At 71.2% G+C, this 20,707-nt stretch carries 17 protein-coding genes; 8 read left to right on the top strand and 9 right to left on the bottom strand.

Annotation, left to right across the window (positions count from 1 at the left end; translation table 11 throughout):
- Nucleotides 1-9: 9 nt before the first annotated feature.
- The 3 genes from CCE02nite_RS10195 to CCE02nite_RS10185 all read right to left on the bottom strand — a co-directional run bounded on the left by CCE02nite_RS10195 (nucleotide 10) and on the right by CCE02nite_RS10185 (nucleotide 3,347).
- Nucleotides 10-903 (bottom strand): carbohydrate ABC transporter permease, encoded by an 894-nt coding sequence (locus CCE02nite_RS10195; RefSeq protein WP_141389542.1) that lies wholly within the window; start codon nucleotides 901-903, stop codon nucleotides 10-12.
- A gap of 1 nt (nucleotide 904) precedes the next feature.
- Nucleotides 905-1,921, bottom strand: a complete 1,017-nt coding sequence (locus CCE02nite_RS10190) for a carbohydrate ABC transporter permease (RefSeq protein ID WP_141389541.1) — start codon at nucleotides 1,919-1,921, stop codon at nucleotides 905-907.
- A 109-nt stretch (nucleotides 1,922-2,030) separates the two neighbouring features.
- Nucleotides 2,031-3,347 carry an ABC transporter substrate-binding protein gene (locus CCE02nite_RS10185; RefSeq protein WP_141389540.1) on the bottom strand — a complete coding sequence of 439 codons (1,317 nt, stop codon included), beginning with the start codon at nucleotides 3,345-3,347 and terminating at the stop codon, nucleotides 2,031-2,033.
- A 325-nt stretch (nucleotides 3,348-3,672) separates the two neighbouring features.
- Between CCE02nite_RS10185 and CCE02nite_RS10180 the strand changes: the two genes are divergently transcribed.
- Nucleotides 3,673-4,704 carry a LacI family DNA-binding transcriptional regulator gene (locus CCE02nite_RS10180; protein ID WP_141389539.1) on the top strand — a complete coding sequence of 344 codons (1,032 nt, stop codon included), beginning with the start codon at nucleotides 3,673-3,675 and terminating at the stop codon, nucleotides 4,702-4,704.
- On the opposite strand, the gene CCE02nite_RS10175 is transcribed toward CCE02nite_RS10180, so the two are convergent.
- Both CCE02nite_RS10175 and CCE02nite_RS10170 read right to left on the bottom strand, forming a co-directional pair.
- Complete coding sequence (locus CCE02nite_RS10175) at nucleotides 4,697-5,275, bottom strand: amino-acid N-acetyltransferase (protein ID WP_141389538.1); 579 nt, start codon at nucleotides 5,273-5,275, stop codon at nucleotides 4,697-4,699. The genes CCE02nite_RS10180 and CCE02nite_RS10175 overlap by 8 nt on opposite strands.
- A gap of 70 nt (nucleotides 5,276-5,345) precedes the next feature.
- On the bottom strand, nucleotides 5,346-6,296 hold the full coding sequence (locus tag CCE02nite_RS10170) for a sugar-binding transcriptional regulator (RefSeq protein ID WP_141389537.1): 951 nt from the start codon (nucleotides 6,294-6,296) through the stop codon (nucleotides 5,346-5,348).
- A 230-nt stretch (nucleotides 6,297-6,526) separates the two neighbouring features.
- Between CCE02nite_RS10170 and CCE02nite_RS10165 the strand changes: the two genes are divergently transcribed.
- The 6 genes from CCE02nite_RS10165 to CCE02nite_RS10140 all read left to right on the top strand — a co-directional run bounded on the left by CCE02nite_RS10165 (nucleotide 6,527) and on the right by CCE02nite_RS10140 (nucleotide 13,889).
- Nucleotides 6,527-8,275, top strand: coding sequence for a glycerol-3-phosphate dehydrogenase/oxidase (locus CCE02nite_RS10165; RefSeq protein WP_141389536.1), 1,749 nt, complete (start codon nucleotides 6,527-6,529; stop codon nucleotides 8,273-8,275).
- A gap of 179 nt (nucleotides 8,276-8,454) precedes the next feature.
- Nucleotides 8,455-9,216: an MIP/aquaporin family protein gene (locus CCE02nite_RS10160; protein ID WP_141389535.1), complete on the top strand. Its 762-nt coding sequence runs from the start codon at nucleotides 8,455-8,457 to the stop codon at nucleotides 9,214-9,216.
- A 140-nt stretch (nucleotides 9,217-9,356) separates the two neighbouring features.
- Nucleotides 9,357-10,874: a glycerol kinase GlpK gene (gene glpK / locus CCE02nite_RS10155; RefSeq protein ID WP_141389534.1), complete on the top strand. Its 1,518-nt coding sequence runs from the start codon at nucleotides 9,357-9,359 to the stop codon at nucleotides 10,872-10,874.
- A gap of 161 nt (nucleotides 10,875-11,035) precedes the next feature.
- Nucleotides 11,036-11,545 carry a pyridoxamine 5'-phosphate oxidase family protein gene (locus CCE02nite_RS10150; protein WP_141389533.1) on the top strand — a complete coding sequence of 170 codons (510 nt, stop codon included), beginning with the start codon at nucleotides 11,036-11,038 and terminating at the stop codon, nucleotides 11,543-11,545.
- Nucleotides 11,546-11,602: 57 nt separating this feature from the next.
- Entirely contained in the window at nucleotides 11,603-12,568 is a 966-nt protein-coding gene (locus tag CCE02nite_RS10145) for an NAD(P)-dependent alcohol dehydrogenase (protein ID WP_141389532.1), read from the top strand.
- Between the two features lie 19 nt (nucleotides 12,569-12,587).
- Nucleotides 12,588-13,889, top strand: a complete 1,302-nt coding sequence (locus CCE02nite_RS10140) for an alpha/beta fold hydrolase (RefSeq protein WP_141389611.1) — start codon at nucleotides 12,588-12,590, stop codon at nucleotides 13,887-13,889.
- Between the two features lie 81 nt (nucleotides 13,890-13,970).
- Here the strand turns inward: CCE02nite_RS10140 and CCE02nite_RS10135 are convergent, their stop codons facing one another.
- A complete protein-coding gene (locus CCE02nite_RS10135) occupies nucleotides 13,971-15,485 on the bottom strand; it encodes an XRE family transcriptional regulator (RefSeq protein ID WP_141389531.1) in 1,515 nt (504 codons plus the stop codon).
- Nucleotides 15,486-15,602: 117 nt separating this feature from the next.
- On the opposite strand from CCE02nite_RS10135, the gene CCE02nite_RS10130 reads away from it, so the two are divergent.
- On the top strand, nucleotides 15,603-17,546 hold the full coding sequence (locus tag CCE02nite_RS10130; RefSeq protein ID WP_141389530.1) for a phosphoenolpyruvate carboxykinase (GTP): 1,944 nt from the start codon (nucleotides 15,603-15,605) through the stop codon (nucleotides 17,544-17,546).
- An 842-nt stretch (nucleotides 17,547-18,388) separates the two neighbouring features.
- Here the strand turns inward: CCE02nite_RS10130 and CCE02nite_RS10125 are convergent.
- The 3 genes from CCE02nite_RS10125 to CCE02nite_RS10115 form a co-directional block, all read right to left on the bottom strand.
- Nucleotides 18,389-18,841, bottom strand: coding sequence for a hypothetical protein (locus tag CCE02nite_RS10125; protein WP_170227283.1), 453 nt, complete (start codon nucleotides 18,839-18,841; stop codon nucleotides 18,389-18,391).
- 5 nt (nucleotides 18,842-18,846) lie between these two features.
- On the bottom strand, nucleotides 18,847-19,713 hold the full coding sequence (locus CCE02nite_RS10120) for an RHS repeat-associated core domain-containing protein (RefSeq protein ID WP_218027086.1): 867 nt from the start codon (nucleotides 19,711-19,713) through the stop codon (nucleotides 18,847-18,849).
- Between the two features lie 120 nt (nucleotides 19,714-19,833).
- Nucleotides 19,834-20,688 (bottom strand): IS3 family transposase, encoded by an 855-nt coding sequence (locus tag CCE02nite_RS10115; RefSeq protein WP_170227282.1) that lies wholly within the window; start codon nucleotides 20,686-20,688, stop codon nucleotides 19,834-19,836.
- Nucleotides 20,689-20,707: the final 19 nt, after the last annotated feature.

Below are 20,707 nucleotides of genomic sequence, written 5' to 3'. Positions count from 1 at the left end.
CGTGGGTCGTCATCCCTTCAGCGCCCCGGACATGAAGCCGCGCACGTAGTGGCGCTGGAGCAGGAGGAACAGCACGACGCACGGCGCGGCGAGCACGACGACGCCCGCCTGCGTCGCGCCGTAGTCGACGATGCCCATGACCTGCTGGCGCATGTTCGCCACCGCGAGCGGCAGCGGCGCCTTGGTCGAGTCGGTGATGAGGATGAGCGGTGCGACGAAGTCGTTCCAGGCCGCGAGGAACGCGAACAGGCCCACGGTGATGAGACCGGGCTTCACGGCGGGCACGAGCACGCGACGCAGGGCCCCGAACGACGAGCACCCGTCGACCATCGCGGCCTCGTCGAGCTCGCGCGGGACCGACTCGAACGAGATGCGCATCATGAACGTCGCGAACGGGAGCTGGAACATCGTGAGGACGAGCGCGAGCCCGAGCAGCGAGTTCTGCAGGTGCAGCGTGTTGAGCAGCACGTACAGCGGGATGAGCAGGGTCGCGTACGGGACCATGAGGATCGCGAGCGTCAGGAGGAAGAGCACGTCGCGGCCGGGGAAGCGGAACCGCGCGAACGCGAACCCGCCCAGGAGCGACACCCCGAGCGTGAAGAGCACCGTGAGCCCGGAGACGACGACGGAGTTCCACAGGTACTGCCAGATCCCTGCCTGGTAGCTCGCGAGGGTCGAGTAGTTGCCGAACCCCCAGCCGTCCACCTGGGCGCTGCCGGGCTGCGGCGAGAACGACGCGACCCCGGCCCACACGAGCGGGAAGAGGAAGACGATCGCGAGGCCCGCGGTGAGCACCCAGTACGGGGTGCGCGTGAGGACGCCGGCGATCCGGGCGCGGGGCGCGGGCCGCCCGGGCCGCGCCGGGCGCGTCGCGGGGGCGGGAGCGGGTGCGGTGACGGCCATGTCACTTCTCCTCGGGTGCGCGCATGCCACGGACCTGCACGACGTTGATGATCACGAGGGCCGCGAGCACGATGATCGACAGCGCGGCGGCCACGCCCAGGTCGTTCTGCCCCTGGAAGGCGATGTTGTAGATGAGCTGCACCACGGTGATCGTGCTGTTGTCCGGACCGCCCTTGGTGAGGATGTAGAACTGGTCGAACGCGAGCAGGGAGCCGGTGACGCACATGATCGTGCAGAGCGCGAGCGACGGGCGCAGCAGCGGGAGCGTCACGCGGCCGAACGTCTGCCAGCGGTTCGCGCCGTCCATGCGCGCCGCCTCGTAGACCTCGTGCGGGATGCCCTGGAGGCCCACCATGAGCAGGAGCATGTAGAAGCCCGCGAAGCGCCAGACGATGAGGAACACGGTCGACCACAGCGCGCCCTCGGGCGTCCCGAGGAACGAGACCGGCTCGTCGACGAGCCCGAGCCGCTCGAGCAGGGGCGAGATGGGGCCGACCTGCGGGGAGTACAGCGCGTAGAACAGCAGCGACGCGGACGCGAGGCCGAGCGCGCTCGGGACGAGGATCGACGTGCGCAGGAAGCTCTTCCACCGGCTCGACTCCTGGACCAGGAGCGCGAACCCGAGCCCGAGGCCGATGAGGAGCACGGTGGCGATCACGGTGTACTTGACCGTGAAGACGACGGAGTCCCAGAAGAACCGGTTCTCGACGGCGTCGCGGAAGTTGTCGGGGAAGTTGACGCCCCGGTTGCCCGCGAGCAGCGGCCAGTCGGACGCCGACATCTGGCCCACCAGCAGCACGGGGAAGATGAAGAGGACGAGCACGAACACCGCGGTCGGGGCGGCGTAGGCCCACCCGCGCGCCGACTGCGAGCGGCGCGGACGACGGCCGCGCCGGGTGCTCGGGCTCGCGGTCGCGGTACCACGGGGCGGCCGGTCGTCGCTCGCGGCGGGGCCCCGCGGCGCCGCGCCGTGCGGCACGGGCGGTGGCGGCGTCGAGGACGCGGACTGCACGGACATGAGAGGTCTCCTGGAACAGGGGTGAGGGGAGCCGGACCCGGCCCGCCGCCGCACGGTGGGCGCGGCGGCGGGCGCTGTGGTCACGCGGGGGTGGTCGTCACCCGGGGGGTCACTGCGAGAGGACCGCGGTGATCTCCTCGTTGTCCGGCTCGATGCTCGAGCCGTCGCCGAACACCGCGTTGCGCACGAGCGTGAGCCACGGGCTGTTCGGCGCGTTGAACGCCTGCTGGAAGTTGCGCGCGACGGGCGTGCGGCCCTTGCTCGCGATCTCGTTGATCGTCACGACGCGCGGGTCGGCCGACGAGTACTCGTTGTCGACCAGGTCGGCGCGCGAGACGACGTCGCCGTTCTTGGCGAGCACCTCGACCTGCGCCTCCTCGGACATCATCCAGGAGAGGAAGTTCCAGGCCTGGTCGGACTGCTCGCTGTCCTTGGAGATGCCGACGCCGTCGCCGCCGACGAAGGTCGACTCGCCACCGCCCGGGCCAGGGATCGGAGCGACGCCGACGTCCACCGTCTCGTCCGCCGTCGACAGGAGCGTCGCGGGGTACGGCATCACGCCGATCTTGCCCTCCTGGAAGGGGGCGACCCAGGTCGCGCCGGTCTCGTCCCGGGTGCCGGCGCCCACGGCGTCGGAGTCGACGAGGTCCTTGTACACGGCGTAGACGTCCTGCGCGGTGTCGCTCGCGAGGAGCGACTCCGTGCCGTCCGCGCTCAGCACGTCCTCGTCCGCGGCCCAGACCGACGGGAACCACGTGAACACGAGGCACCCGCCGCAGTTGCCGCCGAAGAAGGTGCCGTCGACGCCACCGCCGAGCGCGTCGACCGCCTTGGCCTGCTCCGCGAACTCCTCGAGCGACGTCGGGCCGGCCTCCGGGTCGAGGCCCGCCTGCTCGTAGAGGTCCTTGTTGTAGAAGAGGACCGAGATGTCGAGCACGAACGGGAGGACGTACTCCTGGTCCTCGTAGGTGCCGGCATCGAGGTGGCCCTGGTTGATCTCGTCCGCGAAGTCGAGCTGGTCGATGCGGTCGGTGACGTCCTGGAACAGGCCCTGCTCGACCCAGTTCGGCACGTACACGATGTCGGCCGCGAAGAGGTCCGGCAGGCCTCCGCTGCCCGCGGCCGCGCCGACCTTGGCGACGTAGTCGTCGTTGGGGACGATCGTCAGCTCGACCTGGTTCTCGTGGCTCGCGTTGTACGCGTCCACGAGGAGCTTCGCCTGCTTCTCGAGCGGCGCGCGCGTCCACAGCGTGAGCGTGCTGCCGTCGTCGACGCCCTCGACGCCGCCCTCTCCCGTCCCGCCCGTCGCGGCGTCGTCGCCGCCGGATCCGGACCCGCCGCACGCGGCGAGCCCGAGCGCGACGAGGCCGGCGAGCGTCGTCGTGGCCACGGACCTCTTCCAGGAGGCCCCGCGGTGGTTCTTCATCTCGTGTCTCCTCGTACTCGTCTTCGAGCCGTTGCACCTGCGCCCCGTGCCCGCGCTGTGGGCGAACACGTTTTCGGTCTCCGTGTCGCGCTGCAGCGCGCTCCACGTGGCCGACCCTCCCCTCAGGCGGCTAGTGTTCGAGGTCCTGACGTCGCCTGCGAGCCCCCTGCTCGCGACGTGCGTCGGAACCGAAACTAACCGAAAAGGTTTTCTGAATGTATGGCAGCGCGGTAGTCTCGTCAAGCACGGCAGCGGGTTACAGTTCGATCACGGCTCGATCGTCGAGGGCGCAGCGCAGCGCACCGGCAGGAGGGGGAACGGCCTCATGACGACCCAGAGCGGGAGCGCCACGCCGCGCGCGGCGACCCTCACCGACGTCGCGCGCCTCGCGGGCGTGTCCATCGCGACCGCGTCCAAGGCGATCAACGGGCGCGACCAGGTGAAGGCCGAGACGCGTCTGCGCGTCCTGGAGGCCGCCGAGCGGCTGTCGTTCGCGCCCAACGCGCTCGCGCGCGGGCTGCTCAAGGGCCGCACCGGCACCGTCGGGCTGCTCACGAGCGACCTCGAGGGGCGCTTCTCGATCCCCGTGCTCATGGGCGCCGAGGACGCGTTCGGCGCCGGGCGCGTGTCGGTCTTCCTGTGCGACGCGCGCGGCGACGCCATCCGCGAGCAGCACCACGTCCGCGCCCTGCTCTCGCGGCGCGTGGACGGCCTCATCGTCGTCGGGTCGCGCACCGACCCCCGACCCCCGCTCAGCGCCGACGTCCCCGTGCCGGTGGTGTACGCCTACGCCCCGTCGGAGGACCCGTCCGACGTCTCGATCACGGCCGACAACGTCGGCGCCGGCCGGCTCGCCGTCGAGCACCTGCTCTCGTGCGGGCGGCGCCGCGTCGCGCACGTCTCGGGCGACCCCGGCTACAAGGCCGCACAGGACCGCGCCGCGGGCGCCGAGGCCGCGGTCGCCGCGGCAGGCCTCGAGCTCGTGGGCGGCCAGACGTTCTTCGGCTCCTGGAGCGAGGGCTGGGGGCGCGGGGCGGCGCGCATGATCGTCGAGCAGCACGGCGACGTCGACGCGTTCTTCTGCGGGTCGGACCAGATCGCGCGCGGCGTGCTCGACGCGCTGCGCGAGCTCGGCCGGGACGTCCCCGGAGAGGTGTCCGTCATCGGGTTCGACAACTGGGAGGTGCTCACGACCAACGCGCGCCCCCAGCTGACGAGCGTGGACATGAACCTCGAGCGCCTCGGCCGGGTCGCGGCACAGCGCCTCTTCGCGGCGATCGACGGCACCGTGCGGCCCGGCGCCGAGGAGCTCCCGTGCAGGGTCGTGACGCGCGCGTCGACGGTCCCGATCAGCTGAGCGGGGCGGCGCCCTCCGGCACGTCGTCGAGGTCGAGCAGCATGCGCGTGTTGCCCAGGGTGTTGGGCTTCACGCGCGCGAGGTCAAGGAACTCGGCGACGCCGTCGTCGTGCGAGCGCAGGAGCTCGGCGTACACCTCGTGCGAGACGGGGGTCCCCTCGATCGCGCGGAAGCCGTGCGCCCGGAAGAAGTCGACCTCGAACGTCAGGCAGAACACGCGCCGCAGGCCGAGCGCGCGCGCCCTCGCCAGGAGCTCGACGACGAGCGCGTGCCCCACGCGGTGGCCGCGCCAGGCCGGGTCCACGGCGAGCGTGCGGATCTCCGCGAGGTCGTCCCACATGACGTGCAGCGCGCCGCACCCGACGACGAGCGGTGCGCCTCCGCCGTCGGGCTCACCGGTGCCGCCCGGCTCCACCTCGGCGACGACGAACTCCTGGACCGCCTCGTAGTACCCGACCATCTCCTTGGCCAGGAGGATCCGCGCCTCCGCGTAGGGCTGCACGAGCGCGCGGACCGCGCGCACGTCCGCGGGCAGGGCGGGACGGACGCGGACGGCGGAGGTCGTGGGCACCGCGACACTGTACGCGGATCCGACGGCCTTTGCATACTCATGCAGCCAGACGCATACGTGCGCGGTGGGCTCACCCGCCCCCGACCAGACGGGACGCGGTGATCTCGTCCACGACGAGGTCCGTGACGACGCCTGCGCGCAAGGCCGCGCGCAGCGGCGCCACCTTGTTGTCGCCCGCCACGGCGCACACGCGCCGCGGGACACGGCGCAGCTCCTCGGGGCCCGGGCCGGTCGCACGCTCGTTGAGCGCGATGTCGCGGTAGGTGCCGTCCGCGCGCAGGAACACCGTGCACACGTCGCCGACGACGCCCTCGGCGTCGAGCACCGCGATGTCGTCGGGCTCCAGGTAGCCCGCCGAGTACACGTGGGACGGCACACCGCCCGCGACGGCTCCCACCGAGAAGAGCGCGATGTCCGCCCGGTGCTGGACGTCGAGCACGCGCCGCACCGACCGCTCGCGCCACATCGCCCGCTTGGTCTCGGCGTAGTCGAAGAACGCGGGCACTGGGAAATGGTGCACGTGCGCGTCGAACGCGGTGCCGAAGCCCGCGATGAGGTCACCCGCGTAGTGCACGCCCGACGTGCGCGTGTTGGCCGCGCCGTTGAGCTGGACGACGGCGCTCCCCCGCGTCGGCTTGCGCGGCAGGTGCCTCGAGATGGCCGACAGCGTGGTCCCCCACGCGATGCCGAGGATCATGTCGGAGTCGAACCACGTCGACAGCAGGCGCGCGGTGGTCAGGGCGACCTGCTCGAGCCGCTCGACCTGCGGCGCCTGGTCCGGCACGGGGACGACGTACGCGTCGATGCCCCACGTGCTCGAGAGGTGCTGGCCCAGCCCGGGACCACGGCTCCGCGCCGGCCGCAGGGAGATCTCGACCAGCCCCGTGTCGCGCGCCCGCTTCACGAGGCGCGACACCGTCGACCGCGACGTGTGCAGGTGCTTCGCGATCACCTCCATCTTCATGTCCTGGAGGTAGTACATCGACGCCGCCCGCAGGACGTCCTGCTCCCGGTCCACCATGGCGGTCTCCTTCCGCTCGACCTCCATTCTGCACGTTTGTGCACCACGGTTGCGCGTCCGTTCGGTGCGTGGTGGTCTGGAGGGCGTGCCGTCGCGCCGGGACCCCGGCGTGCGCACGGCGGTTACCGCTCGCGCACCCTGGTCGGGCGTGGGACCGTCGCTGTGAGCGCACCGTGGGCGCATCGTCCCGCGGCGTGCCCGCAGCACCGAGGGACGAGAGAGGGAGACGGATGGCATCCACGAGACTCACGGCGGAGTCGCGCCGACAGGCGCTCGCCGCGCTCGAGGCCAGCACGAGCGCCGACGCGGAGCTCGACGTCCTCGTGATCGGCGGCGGCGTCACCGGCGCGGGGATCGCGCTCGACGCCGTGACGCGCGGGCTGTCGACGGCGATCGTCGAGGCCCAGGACTGGTCGGCCGGGACGTCGAGCCGGTCGAGCAAGCTCGTCCACGGCGGGCTGCGCTACCTGCAGATGCTCGACTTCCACCTCGTCAAGGAGGCGCTCACCGAGCGCGACCTCCTGCTCAAGGAGATCGCGCCGCACCTCGTGCGGCCCGTCCCCTTCCTCTACCCGCTGGAGCACCGCGTGTGGGAGCGTGCCTACGTCGGCGCGGGCATCGCGCTCTACGACACGCTCGCGAGCGTCGCTCCGGGCAGGCGGGCGATGCCGCTGCACCGGCACCTGTCCCGCAGCGGCATGGAGAAGAAGTTCCCCGACCTCGCGCACGACGCCGCGGTCGGCGCGGTCCAGTACTGGGACGCGTCCGTCGACGACGCCCGTCTGGTCACCACGCTCGTCCGGACCGCCGCGTCCTACGGAGCGCACGCCGCGTCGCGCACGCAGGTCGTCTCGCTCACCAAGGGGTCGACGGGCGCGGTGAACGGTGCCGTCCTCATGGACCTCGAGACCGGGCGCGAGATCACCGTGCGGGCGCGCGCCGTCATCAACGCGACGGGCGTGTGGACCGAGGACACCGAGGCGCTCGCGGGCAGCGACGGCGGGCTCCGGGTGCTCGCGTCCAAGGGGATCCACATCGTCGTCCCGCGGGAGCGCATCAAGGGCAAGGTCGGTCTGATCCTCCAGACCGAGAAGTCGGTGCTCTTCGTCATCCCGTGGTCGCGCTACTGGGTGATCGGCACCACGGACACCCCGTGGGAGCAGGAGCTCCAGCACCCTGTCGCGACCGCGGCCGACATCGACTACGTGCTCGAGCACGCGAACGCGGTGCTCGCGCACCCGCTCACGCGCGACGACATCATCGGCACGTGGGCGGGCCTGCGACCGCTCCTCCAGCCGGGCACCAAGGAGGGCACGAGCTCCGCGAAGGTCTCCCGGGAGCACACCGTCGCCTCCCCCACCCCGGGCCTGACGGTCATCGCCGGAGGCAAGCTCACGACCTACCGCGTGATGGCCAAGGACGCCGTCGACTTCGCGATCGGCCAGCGCGCGAGCGCCCTGCCGTCGATCACGCAGAAGATCCCGCTCCTGGGCGCCGTCGGTCTCGACGCCGTCCGGCGCCAGGCGCGACCGTGGGCCTCGCGCTACGGCTGGACGCCCGCCCTCGTCGACCACCTGCTGCACCGGTACGGGTCCAACCTCCGCGAGATCGTGGAGCTGTGCGAGGCCCGCCCGGACCTCGCGAAGCCGCTGGAGCACGCGCCCGCGTACCTGCGGGCCGAGATCGCGTACGGCGTCTCGCACGAGGGCGCCCTGCACCTCGAGGACCTGCTGCTGCACCGCACCCGGCTCAACTACGAGGTCGCCGACCGCGGCCTCGCCGCGCTTCCCGAGATCGCCGACCTCGTCGCCGACCTCCTCGGGTGGGACGACGCGACCCGCGCCGCCGAGATCACCAGCTACACCGACCGCGCGAACGCGGAGGCCGCCGCCGAGCAGGAGCCCGACGACGCCTCCGCCGAGCGCACCCGGCTGGAGGTCGACGACGTGTCGCCCCTGCAGCCGCTCCGCACCACCTGACAGCAGAACACCGCTCGCGAGCGAGCCTCGGGCGCCGTCCGGCAGGGGACGGCGCCCGGCCAGCCCTCGCACACCGACCTCACGGGGCGCACGCCGACGGCGGACCGACCCGAGGACCCGGCGCTCTGGCGCGCCGGGACGGTTGAGACAGAGAAGTCCACCACGAAAGAGAGAGCACGATGGATCAACTCCTCATGAACGCCTTCTGGTCCGAGATCCTCGGCACGGCGACCCTGATCCTCCTCGGTGCGGGCGTCGTCGCGAACGTCATCCTGCCGAAGACCAAGGGCTTCAACGGCGGCTGGCTCCTCATCAACTTCGGATGGGGCCTCGCGGTCTTCGCCGGCGTGTACGTCGCCTTCAAGTCGGGCGCGCACCTCAACCCCGCCGTGACGATCGGCCTCTTCACGGCTCAAGAGCCGTTCTACTCCGTCACCGGTCCGGAAGGACTCGTGACGGCGACGATCGAGCCCACCGTGGGCAACATGTTCATGTACTTCGGCGCGCAGATGATCGGGGCCTTCGTCGGCGCCGTCTTCGCGTTCCTCGCGTACAAGAAGCACTTCGACGAGGACGCGCCCGGCGCGACCAAGCTCGCGGTGTTCTCCACCGGCCCCGAGATCCGCTCCTACGCGTGGAACTTCGTCACCGAGGTCATCGCGACCTTCGTGCTCGTGTTCTTCGTCGTGGCGTCGGGCAAGACGCCGTCCGGCCTCGGGCCGCTCGCCGTCGCGCTCATCGTGGTCGGCATCGGCGCCAGCCTCGGTGGTCCCACCGGGTACGCCATCAACCCCGCCCGTGACCTCGGTCCGCGCATCGCCCACGCGCTGCTGCCGATCAAGGGCAAGGGCTCGAGCGACTGGGCCTACTCCTGGGTCCCCGTCGCCGGTCCGCTGGTCGGCGGCGTCCTCGCCGGCCTCGTCGGGGCGGCCTGGGTCTGACCGACCCTCGACGACCCGGACCTCTCCCCCGCGTGACCGGGGAACGGGGGCCTCCCCGGTCACGCGACCCCGCGCCGTCGGGCGCCGGGACACCCACCACGCAACTCGAACCCACACCGACGTGAAGGACTGAACGCACCATGGCCGACTACGTTCTCGCCATCGACCAGGGGACCACGAGCTCCCGGGCCATCGTCTTCAACCACTCCGGGGAGATCGTCTCCACCGGGCAGCTCGAGCACGACCAGATCTTCCCGCGCGCGGGGTGGGTGGAGCACAACCCGGAGCAGATCTGGAACAACGTCCGCGAGGCCGTGGGCCTCGCGCTCACCCGCGCCAACATCACGCACAACGACATCGCGGCGGTCGGCATCACCAACCAGCGCGAGACCGCCGTCGTGTGGGACAGGACGACGGGCAAGCCGGTCTACAACGCGATCGTCTGGCAGGACACCCGCACGCAGAAGATCGTCGACGAGCTGGGCGGCTCCGACGGCCCCGAGAAGTACAAGTCGATCGTCGGCCTCCCGCTCGCGACCTACTTCTCCGGCCCCAAGGTCAAGTGGATCCTCGACAACGTCGAGGGCGCTCGCGAGAAGGCCGAGGCGGGCGACCTGCTGTTCGGCAACACCGACACGTGGACGCTCTGGAACCTCACCGGCGGAGTCAACGGCGGCGTGCACGTCACCGACGTGACGAACGCGTCACGCACCATGCTCATGGACCTCGACACGCTCTCCTGGCGCGAGGACATCGCCGCGGACATGGGCATCCCGCTGTCCATGCTCCCCGAGATCAAGTCCTCCTCCGAGGTCTACGGGCACGGTCGCCAGCAGGGCCTGCTGCCGGGCGTGCCGATCGCGGGCATCCTCGGCGACCAGCAGGCGGCGACGTTCGGCCAGGCGTGCTTCGAGGTCGGGCAGGCCAAGAACACGTACGGCACGGGCAACTTCATGCTGCTCAACACGGGCACCGAGAAGGTCATGAGCCAGAACGGTCTGCTCACGACCGTCTGCTACAAGATCGGCGACCAGCCCGTCCGCTACGCGCTCGAGGGCTCGATCGCCGTCACGGGCTCGCTCATCCAGTGGCTCCGCGACAACCTCGGCATGTTCGAGGACGCACCTGACGTCGAGTGGCTCGCCGGCAAGGTCGAGGACAACGGCGGCGCGTACTTCGTGCCCGCGTTCTCCGGCCTCTTCGCCCCGTACTGGCGCTCCGACGCGCGCGGCGCGCTCGTCGGCCTCACGCGGTACGTCAACCGCAACCACATCGCGCGCGCCGCGCTCGAGGCGACCGCGTACCAGACACGCGAGGTGCTGGACGCGATGAACGCCGACTCCGGCGTCGACCTCACCGAGCTGCGCGTCGACGGCGGCATGGTCGCCAACGAGCTGCTCATGCAGTTCCAGGCCGACCAGCTCGGCGTGGACGTCGTGCGCCCCAAGGTCGCCGAGACCACGGCGCTCGGCGCCGCGTACGCCGCGGGCATCGCCGTCGGGTTCTGGAAGGGCGAGCAGGACGTCATCGACAACTGGGCCGAGGACAAGCGGTGGAGCCCGTCGATGGACGACTCCGAGCGCGAGCGCCTCTACCGGAACTGGAAGAAGGCCGTGACGAAGACGTTCGAGTGGGTGGACGAGGACGTCGAGCAGTAGTCCCGACGTCGCGTCCCGCACGGGACGCGGCACGTGCGAGGGGCGGGGCGCCGGGTGCGCTCCGCCCCTTCGTCGTCCCCGGCCCGGCGGGCGAGCCCCGGGGCACCCGCCTAGCGTCGGGAGGGGCCGCGACACGGCGGACCACCACGACGGGAGACGTCATGACCGACACGCACCACGACCTGCCGCACGCCGGGTCCGACGAGGTCGAGAAGGTCCGCGAGCTGATCCGGGACGAGAAGATCGCCATGCTCACGACGGTCGCGCAGGACGGGAGCCTCGTCAGCCGACCCATGGGCGTGCAGGCCGTCGACTTCGACGGCGACCTGTGGTTCTTCGCCGCGGCGGACTCGCACAAGGTCGCGGAGATCGCCCGCGACTCCGCCGCCAACGCCGCGTTCTCCGGGACGAGCTCCTGGGTGTCTCTCTCCGGGCGCGCGACGCTCGTGCACGACCCGGACAAGATCCGCGAGCTGTGGAACGCCGTCGCCGACGCGTGGTTCCCCGACGGCCCCGACACCCCGGGGGTCGTGCTCATCCGTCTGCACGCCGAGTCGGCGGAGTACTGGGACTCCCCGGGCGGTCGCGTCGCGACGCTCTTCAGCCTCGTCAAGGCGAAGGTCACCGGGCGCCCGTACGAGGGCGGGGAGAACGAGACCGTCGAGCTCTGACGCCTCCGCCGTCGGCCCGGGCTCGCTCCCGCCCGCGGGGGTCCCTACGGTGGTCGGGTGCGCACGTGGGTCTACGAGCGGTACGGCGGGGTCGACGAGCTGCGGCTCCGTGACGTGCCGACCCCTGCGCCGGCGCGGGGCGAGGTGCTCGTCGAGGTCGTCGCGACGTCCGTGAACCTGTCGGACTGGGAGGCGCTCCGGGGCAGCCCCGGCTACGCGCGCCTCGACGGGCTCCGCGCGCCGCGCACCCAGGTCCTCGGGTCCGACGTCGCCGGTCGCGTCGTCGCGGTCGGCGACGACGTCACCCGCTTCCGTCCGGGTGACGAGGTCTACGGCGACAACCTCCCGCGCCGCGGCGGGTTCGCGGAGTACGTGGTGATGCCGCAGAAGGCGGTGGCGCACAAGCCGCCAGGGCTGACCTTCGCCCAGGCGTCCACGATCCCGCAGGCGGGCGCCATCGCGCTCCAGGCCCTCGCGTCGGCCGCGCCGGGGGCCCGCGTGCTGGTCAACGGCGCGGGCGGGGGTTCGGGGAGCCTCATGGTCCAGCTCGCGGTCGCGCGGGGCCTGCACGTCACCGCCGTGGACAACGCGGGCAAGCTCGACTTCCTCAGGCGGCTGGGCGCCCACGAGGTGATCGACTACCGACGGACCGACTTCACGCGGACCGGCCCGTACGACCTGGTGGTCGACCTCGTCGCGCACCGCTCGGTGTTCGCCTACCGGCGCGCGCTCGCCCGCCGCGGCCGGTGCCTGATGGTCGGGGGCACGCTGCGCACGCTGCTCCGCATGCTCACCGTCGGCTCCGTCCTGGGAGCGCTGACCGGTGCCCGGCTCGGCGTCCTCTTCGTGCGGCAGGGTCCGCGTCGTTTCGCGCCGCTCGCCGACCTGTGCGCCGCCGGCGTCGTCGAGATCCACGTCGACCGCACGTTCTCCTTCGCGGACGTGCCCGCCGCGCTCACGCTGCACGGTGAGGGGCGCGCCCTCGGCAAGGTCGTCGTCTCCGTGCGCGACGCCGCTGGCTAGGGTGGTGCGTGTGAGCGTCCTGCGCGAGACCAGCTACACCGTCCCCGGCATCCACGTCACCGACCGCGAGCTCGCGGTGCCGCTCGACTGGGGCGACGACGGCGATCCCCGCGGCCTGACGCTGTTCGTGCGCGAGCTCGTCGACCCCCTGCGGCGTCGGGACGACCTGCCGCTGCTCGTCTTCCTCCAGGGTGGCCCGGGCGGCCAGGGGCCGCGCCCCACCGGTCCCGACGGCTGGGTCGGCACGGCGCTCGAGACCCACCGCGTCGTGCTGCTCGACCAGCGCGGCACCGGTCGCTCGTCCGCGGTACGGGGCGCGGCGCTCGCGGCCCGCGGTTCGGGCGCCGCCCAGGCCGACCACCTGGCGCGCTTCCGCGCCGACGCGATCGTCGCGGACGCGGAGCACGTGCGGCGCACGGTCTACGGCGGCCGGCGCTGGACGTCGCTCGGGCAGTCGTACGGCGGGTTCCTCACCATGACCTACCTGTCCCGAGCGCCCGAGGCCCTCGACGCGTGCTACGTGACGGGTGGCCTGCCGGGCCTGACGGCGGACGCGCGCGAGGTCTACCGCCGCACCCAGCCGCGCGTCGTCGCGAAGAACATGGCCTACCGCGAGCGCTACCCCGACGACACGGCCCGGCTCGGACGCGTCGCGGACCGCCTCGCCGCCGGCGACGTGCGGCTGCCCGACGGCGACGCGCTCACCGTCCGCCGGCTCCAGTCGCTCGGCATGGACCTGGGCATGCAGCCCGGCCCGGAGCGCATCCACTGGGTCGTCGACGAGGCGTTCGACGCCGACGCGCCCGACGAGCTCACCGACACGTTCCTCGCGGACGTCGCCGCGGCGACGTCGTTCCGCACCAACCCGCTCTACGCCGTGCTGCACGAGTCGATCTACGCGCAGTCCGGCACGGGCCCGACGGCGTGGGCGGCCGAGGCCGTGCGCGCCGAGGACCCCGCGTTCGACCCCACGGCCCGGCCGCTGCTGCTCACGGGCGAGATGATCTACCCCTGGATGTTCGACGAGGTCGCTGCGCTGCGCCCCTTCCGCGCGGCGGCGGAGGCGCTCGCCGCGCGCGACGACTGGCCCGACCTGTACGACCTCGACGTGCTCGCTCGCAACGAGGTGCCGGTCGAGGCCGCGGTGTACTTCGACGACATGTTCGTCGACGCGGGCCTGTCGCTCGACACCGCCGCACACGTGGGCAACGTGCGCACGTGGGTGACCAACGAGTACGAGCACGACGGCCTGCGCACGGGAGACGTCCTCGCCCGGCTGCGCGACCGCCTCGCCGCCCGCGGCGGCCCACTCCCCGCGTGACCTCCCACCTGCTGTGGGCGTGATATCGGCTCGGCTGTAGCGCTTCAACCGAGCCCATCTCACGCCCACAGCAGGTGAGAGTCAGAGCTTCGGCGGGGCGTGCTTGGCGAGGAACGCGTAGACCTCCGTGGCGTCGACGCCCGGGAACGCGCCGGACGGGAGCGCGGAGAGCACGTGCTGGTGCATGCGCGCGCTCGGCCAGGACGCGTCCTCCCAGCGTGCCGCCGCGTCGGCCGCGGGGCGGCGGCAGCACGACTCGTCCGGGCACGACGACTGGCGCCGCACGGTCGTGTCGCGGCCGCGGAACCACTTGGCCGACGCGAACGGCACGCCGACAGCGATCGAGAACTGGCCGGTCGCCGTCGTGCCGGTCTGGGTCGAGCACCAGAACGTCCCGGCGGGGGTGTCGGTGTACTGGTACGACTCCTGCGCGCGGTCGCGGCGCGTGAACGCCTCCCGGACCGCCCACTTGCGGCAGACCATCTGGCCCTCGATCGCGCCCGTGACGTCGGCGGGCAGGGGCAGCCCGTCGTTCTCGTAGCCGCGGAACAGGGCGCCGTCGTCGCCGACCCGCAGGAAGTGCAGCGGGATGCCGAGGTGCACGGTCGCGAGGTTGGTGAAGCGCTGCGCCGCAGCCTCGTGCGTCACGCCGAACGCGTCCCGGAGGTCCTCGACCGCGAGGTCCTTCTCGCGCTTGCGCCGCTCGAGGAACTCGACGGCCGCGGACTGCGGGATGAGGCAGCACGCCGCGAAGTAGGTGATCTCCACGCGCTGGCGCAGGAACTCCGCGTACGAGCGCGGCCGCTCGTGCCCGAGGACGCGGTGCGCGATCGCCTGGAGCGCGAGCGAGCGCAGCCCGTGCCCGCCGGGGATGGATGCGGGCGGCAGGTAGATGCGCCCGTTCTCCAGGTCGGTGACGGTACGGGTCGAGTGCGGCAGGTCGTCGACGTGCCAGATGGTGAAGCCGAGCTGCTCGGCCATGCGCGCGACGGTCCGGTGCGTCAGCGCGCCGACCGTGTACCCGGCCTTGCGCGCCATGTCCTCCGCGAGCTCCTCGATCTCCGGGTAGTAGTTGTCCCGGGCCTGGCGTTCGAGGCGCAGCTCCGTGTTCGCGCGGCGCGCCTCCTCGGGCGTCGCGACGGCCTCGGTCGCGCGGCGCTGAAGCTCGGCGTGCAGGCCGACGAGGTTCTCCAGGACCGGCAGCGGGAGCTTCTGGCTCGCCTTCACGGCGGGCAGGCCGAGCCCCGCGAAGAGCGGTCCGCGCTGCGCGCGGTCCAGCGCGATCTCCAGCGCCGCCCGGCGCGACGGCGGCTCGTCGGTGAGCAGGTCCGTCAGCGGCACGCCGAGCGCCTGGGCGAGGTGCTGGAGGAGCGACAGCCGTGGTTCGCGGCGCCCGTTCTCGATCATCGACAGCAGGCTCGGGGCGGTGCCGACCGCCTCGCCGAGCGCGTCGAGCGTGAGGCCGCGCGTCGTGCGGAAGTGGCGCAGACGGCGGCCGAGCGTGATGAGGTCCGCCTGGGGGCCGGGAGGCGCCCCATCCCCGGTCCGACCGCCGAGCGGTCCGCCCGGGGTTTCCGTCGGCGGTGATGTGGCCATGGCTTGACGATATGTCAAGATCCACGAATCTTCACAGCGTTCTGATGAGAAATCTCGGCCACCGGGGCGTGAGGGTGGAAGCGAGCACAGGCCACCGCCGACCCTGGGAGCGCCCCGATGAGCACAGCCGCCCGTACCGTCAACCCGCGCCGCACGCGGTCCGCCGCCCTGCTCGACGACGTCGAGACCGACCTCGTCGGGCTGCGCGCGACGTCCGGATCGGCCTCCACGTTCGGGAGCGGCGACCCGCGCCCTCGCGATGCCCGCGCCTGGGTCCGGGAGATCGCGAACCTCACCGAGCCGGACGCGATCGTGTGGTGCGACGGCTCCGCGGCGGAGAAGCAGCGGCTGACCGACCTCCTCGTCGACTCCGGGACCCTGCTCCCCCTCGACCCCGAGCTGCGCCCGGGCAGCTACCTCGCGCGCTCCGACCCGAGCGACGTCGCGCGCGTCGAGTCGCGCACGTTCATCTGCTCGCGCGCCGAGGTCGACGCCGGCCCGACGAACAACTGGCGCGAGCCCGAGGCCATGCGCGCCGAGCTGCGCGACGTCTTCGAGGGCTCCATGCGCGGCCGGACCATGTACGTCGTCCCGTTCTCGATGGGCCCGGTGGGCGGGCCCATCTCGCAGGTCGGCATCGAGGTCACCGACTCGCCGTACGTCGTGGTGAGCATGGGGATCATGACGCGCGTCGGCCAGGAGGTCATGGACCTCATCGACGCCGGCGCCCCGTTCGTCCCGGCCGTCCACTCGGTCGGCGCCCCGCTCGTCGACGACACCGGGGCGGTCGCCGACGACGTGCCGTGGCCGTGCAACGACACCAAGTACATCGTCCAGTTCCCCGAGACGCGCGAGATCTGGTCGTACGGCTCCGGGTACGGCGGCAACGCGCTGCTCGGCAAGAAGTGCTTCGCGCTGCGCATCGCGTCGGCCATGGCGCGCGACGAGGGCTGGCTCGCCGAGCACATGCTGCTCATCCGCGCGACGTCGCCCGAGGGCCGCGCCTACCACCTCGCCGCCGCGTTCCCGTCCGCGTGCGGCAAGACGAACCTCGCGATGCTGCGTCCGACGATCCCGGGCTGGAGGGTCGAGACGATCGGCGACGACATCGCCTGGCTGCGCCCGGGCCCCGACGGCCGCCTGCGCGCGATCAACCCCGAGGCCGGGTTCTTCGGCGTCGCACCGGGGACCGGCGTCGACACCAACCCCGCCGCGGTCGAGACGTTCGCGCGCGACACGATCTTCACGAACGTCGCGCTCACCGACGACGGCGACGTGTGGTGGGAGGGCCTGACGCCCGAGCCGCCCGCGCACCTGATCGACTGGACCGGCCAGGACTGGACGCCCGACTCCGGCCGTCCCGCCGCGCACCCGAACTCTCGGTTCACCGTGTCCGCCAGGCAGTGCCCGACGATCGCCGACTCGTGGCAGGACCCCGACGGCGTGCCGGTCGACGCGATCGTCTTCGGCGGACGCCGCGCGACCAACGTCCCGCTCGTCGCGCAGGCGTACGGCTGGGAGCACGGCGTCTTCATGGGCGCCACCATCTCCTCCGAGCAGACCGCCGCCGCCGAGGGCACCGTCGGCGCGCTGCGCCGCGACCCGTTCGCGATGCTGCCCTTCTGCGGCTACAACATGGCCGACCACTGGGCGCACTGGCTGCGCGTCGGGGCCTCGCTCGATCCCGACAAGCGACCGAAGATCTTCCAAGTCAACTGGTTCCGCAAGGACGCCGACGGGCGCTTCCTGTGGCCCGGGTTCGGCGAGAACTCGCGCGTGCTCGCGTGGATCGCGGCGCAGGTCGACCGCTCGCGCGGCGTGCGCACCGACTGCGGCGCGGTCAAGAGCCCCGTCGGCCTGCTCCCCGCCCCCGGTGCCCTCGAGCTCGGCGGCCTCCACATGGGCGACGGCGACCTCGACGCCTTGCTCGACGTCTCGCCCGAGCAGTGGCTCACCGAGGCCGAGCTGACCGCCGAGTTCTTCGACACCTTCGGCAACCGCGTGCCCGACGAGCTCTGGGCACAGCTCGCGCAGCTGCGGGACCGCCTCGGGCGGGGGTAGCCGCCCGGGCGGGGGCCGACCGTTGTCGGCTCCCGCCCATTTGCCGGCTCTCCTCGTCGTCGTGCACGGCGAGCCCTGTTCTCCTCACGGGGTTGAGACGAGCAAAGAGCACGAGGACTTCTATGGCCGGTAGAAGCTAAACGAGGAGAAGAACAGCGAGCACTAGTGCTATACACCCTGCTCACTATGACATAAGGTGCCTTATCGGCGCAGCGTTTGTGCTGGTCAGAAGTGGTTTCGGGCGCTCATCCCCGGTGGTCGAGCTCATCCTCGATGACCGCCTCGAGCTCGGCCGCGCTTGGCAGCACGCCGCGGGCCTCCTCGGGCAAGCCCTGGTAGTCCGCCACGGCGATGGGGTACCCGGGTGCCAGCCAGCGCGTAGCGCACCGTCGGGCCGGCCTTGCCCGTACACAGCAGGATCCCGATCGGCGGGGCGTGGACCTTGGGTCGCGGCGCATCTGGCGTCGATGAGCGCGATGTACGGGCCGTGCTGGCCATCGTGGGCAGGCCGACCGCGCCCGACGAGCGTGCGCCCGGCCGGCTCGCCCTGGCTCGGTCACGAGGCAGGGCGGCGCGCCTCCCTCGCCCGCCATCGCGTGCGCTCCGCCCTCGAGGCGCTCGATTAGACCTTGGGTCCACCGGAGAGCGGCGTCCGAGGTGTACGCCCACAGGCCTACGGCCTCGGCGTGGCGCTGCCAGTCGCCGTCGGGATCTTGCTCGTACACGCTCATGATCCGGACGCGCCGGCACTCGAACGCCTCAACTCGTTGGGTGGGTGGGTTGTGGGGTTGCCGCACTCGCCCAGGCGCTGAGTGTTCCAGGGTCAAGAGCGTCGTGGCTTCCTACGCCTCGGGCTGGTCGGCGATTGCAATCCCGCTCAAACTGGACCGGTCAGTTCCGAAGAGTGCATAGATGTTCTTCCCCACTCTGACGGATGACCGCGGGACACCAAGCGCGCACCACCAGATGCCGGCGCGAGGGTCGATCCGTGGCGAAGCCGCACCAACGGAGATCGTGTCGCCGTCGGCATCGATAGGCCTGAGCAGACGAAGAGCGTGGATGCGCGGGTTGGTCACAGCAGTGAATGTGTCGAGCAATCCGTGACTCAGGTCAAGGTACGAATCGATATCGCACAGCGCGCCGTCCTCGCCGAAGCCCACACTGAATCCGTCAGCAAAGGACAAATAAACCGAGGCAGGAGCGCTTGGAACGAGTTGCATTCCCTCCTGACCAAGACCGTCAACACGGAGCACAGTTGCAGGCTGGGCAAGCGTCACACTAACCGCGTAGTTCATGATATTTAGTCCCTGTGGAAGCCGTAGTGATAGATCTTACCCGTTCGGTGGTTGCCGACGATCCGGAAAGTGCCACTCGTTCCATTGTGGGTGCCTCGATGACTGAAGGTAGTGAGCTTCCTGTTTTGTGAGTCGTAGTCTCGTTTTCCATGACGGACTATGGTCCTCACGGACCATCGATTGTACTGATAAGAACGGTTCGCCTTGATCGCCGAGCGCGTGTACCTCACCGACTTATTGACAGCTCGGTACATCTTGTATCCACGGTACGCAAGGTTTACCGCTCTGTATACTTTATATCCGGTCGCGAGCACGTTTAGGCCAGGGACAAACATTGCCGCCGTGGACGCGCCATCTAGAATGGCACTCCGGTGCTTCCAGGCCCACCTGCCGACCTTGCGCCAGTTGATCCGACCGTCGAGGTCGTAGCTGTTGATGGGGTCTTGTGGGTAGGTGTAAGCAGTCGTGTTGCCGCCGTCGACCGGGTCGACGCTGGTGAAGAGGCCGGTGGTGGGGTTGTAGAGGCGGGCGCCCATGAGGGTGAGGCCGGTGGTGTCTTGGGCGCGTTCCTTGCCGCCGAGCCAGGAGTAGGTGATGGCTCCGGTCTGGGTGGGTGTGGTGAGGGGGTTGCCGTACTCGTCCCAGGTGCCGAGGGCGCCGAGCTGGAGGGGCTGGTCGATCGCCGGGAGGGTGATGGTGGTGGCGATGGAGCCGATGGGGTCGATCAGGGACAGGGTCGCTGCGGTGTCGGTGATCTCGAGGCCGAGGTCCCCGGCGATGGACGCCCCGTACCAGGTCGTGATCGAGTCCCCGGAGCCGGTGGTTTTGGTGGCGTAGCCGGGGTTGTCGCTTCCGTCGGTGTAGTGCCTCACCACGCTCGTCGTGGTGGTCCCACTGACGGTGGTGGCGGTGTGGCGACGCCCCGCAGCGTCGAGGGTGTAGGTGGTCGTGACTGAGTCGCCCCGGTGAGTCCGGAGACTTCGTGGGTTGCGTCAGGCCGGGACGGCTTGGCGCTGTCGGTGACTGTAGTAGAACGCCTCGGCCTCGATCGGCGTGAGGTCGTCGATGGATCCGTGGGTCCGTTCGGTATTGAACCAGTGGACCCACTCAAGGCTTGCCGCCTCGACCTGGTCGCGGCCCTTCCACGGCCCCTCACGGTGGATGAGCTCGGTCTTGTAGAGGCCGATCTGGGACTCGGCCAAAGCGTTGTCGTAGGCGTCGCCGACAGACCCGACCGACGCGTCGATGCCGTGCTCGATGAGCCGGTCGGTGAACGCGATCGAGGTGTACTGGGACCCGGCATCGGTGTGGTGGACCAGCCCGGTCAGGTCCGTGACGCCCTCGGTGCGGCGGGTCCACATGCCCATCTCGAGGCAGTCGAGGACGAGGTCGGTGCGCATCGACGTCGCGGCCCGCCACCCCAGGATGCGGCGGGAGAAGACGTCGAACACGAACGCGACGTAGAGCATGCCCGACCACGTCGGCACGTAGGTGAAGTCCGCGACCCACAGCTCGTCGGGCTTGAACGCGGCGAAGTACCTGTCGACCAGGTCCTTGGGACGGGACGCCCGCGGATCCGCGACCGTGGTCACGGGTCGCCGGCCGCGCACGGCTCCGGCGATGCCGAGCTCGCGCATGAGCCGCTCGACGGTGCACCTGGCCACGTCGTGCCCGTTCCGCCTCAGCCGCAGCCAGAGCTTGCGGGCGCCCAGGACACCGCGCTTGGACCACTCGGCCCAGATCACGGCCTTGAGCTCCTCGTCGCGCACTGAACCGTCACGGGTTCTCTGCCGCTTCCTTGTGATGAAGGATGGCGAGATGCCGAAGAAGTATGACCCCGAGGTCAAGGCTCGGGCGGTGCGGATT

Origin of the sequence: Cellulosimicrobium cellulans, from assembly GCF_006539945.1 — a bacterium.
Classification (GTDB): domain Bacteria; phylum Actinomycetota; class Actinomycetes; order Actinomycetales; family Cellulomonadaceae; genus Cellulosimicrobium; species Cellulosimicrobium cellulans.
This window is presented reverse-complemented; position numbering and strand designations above follow the sequence as displayed.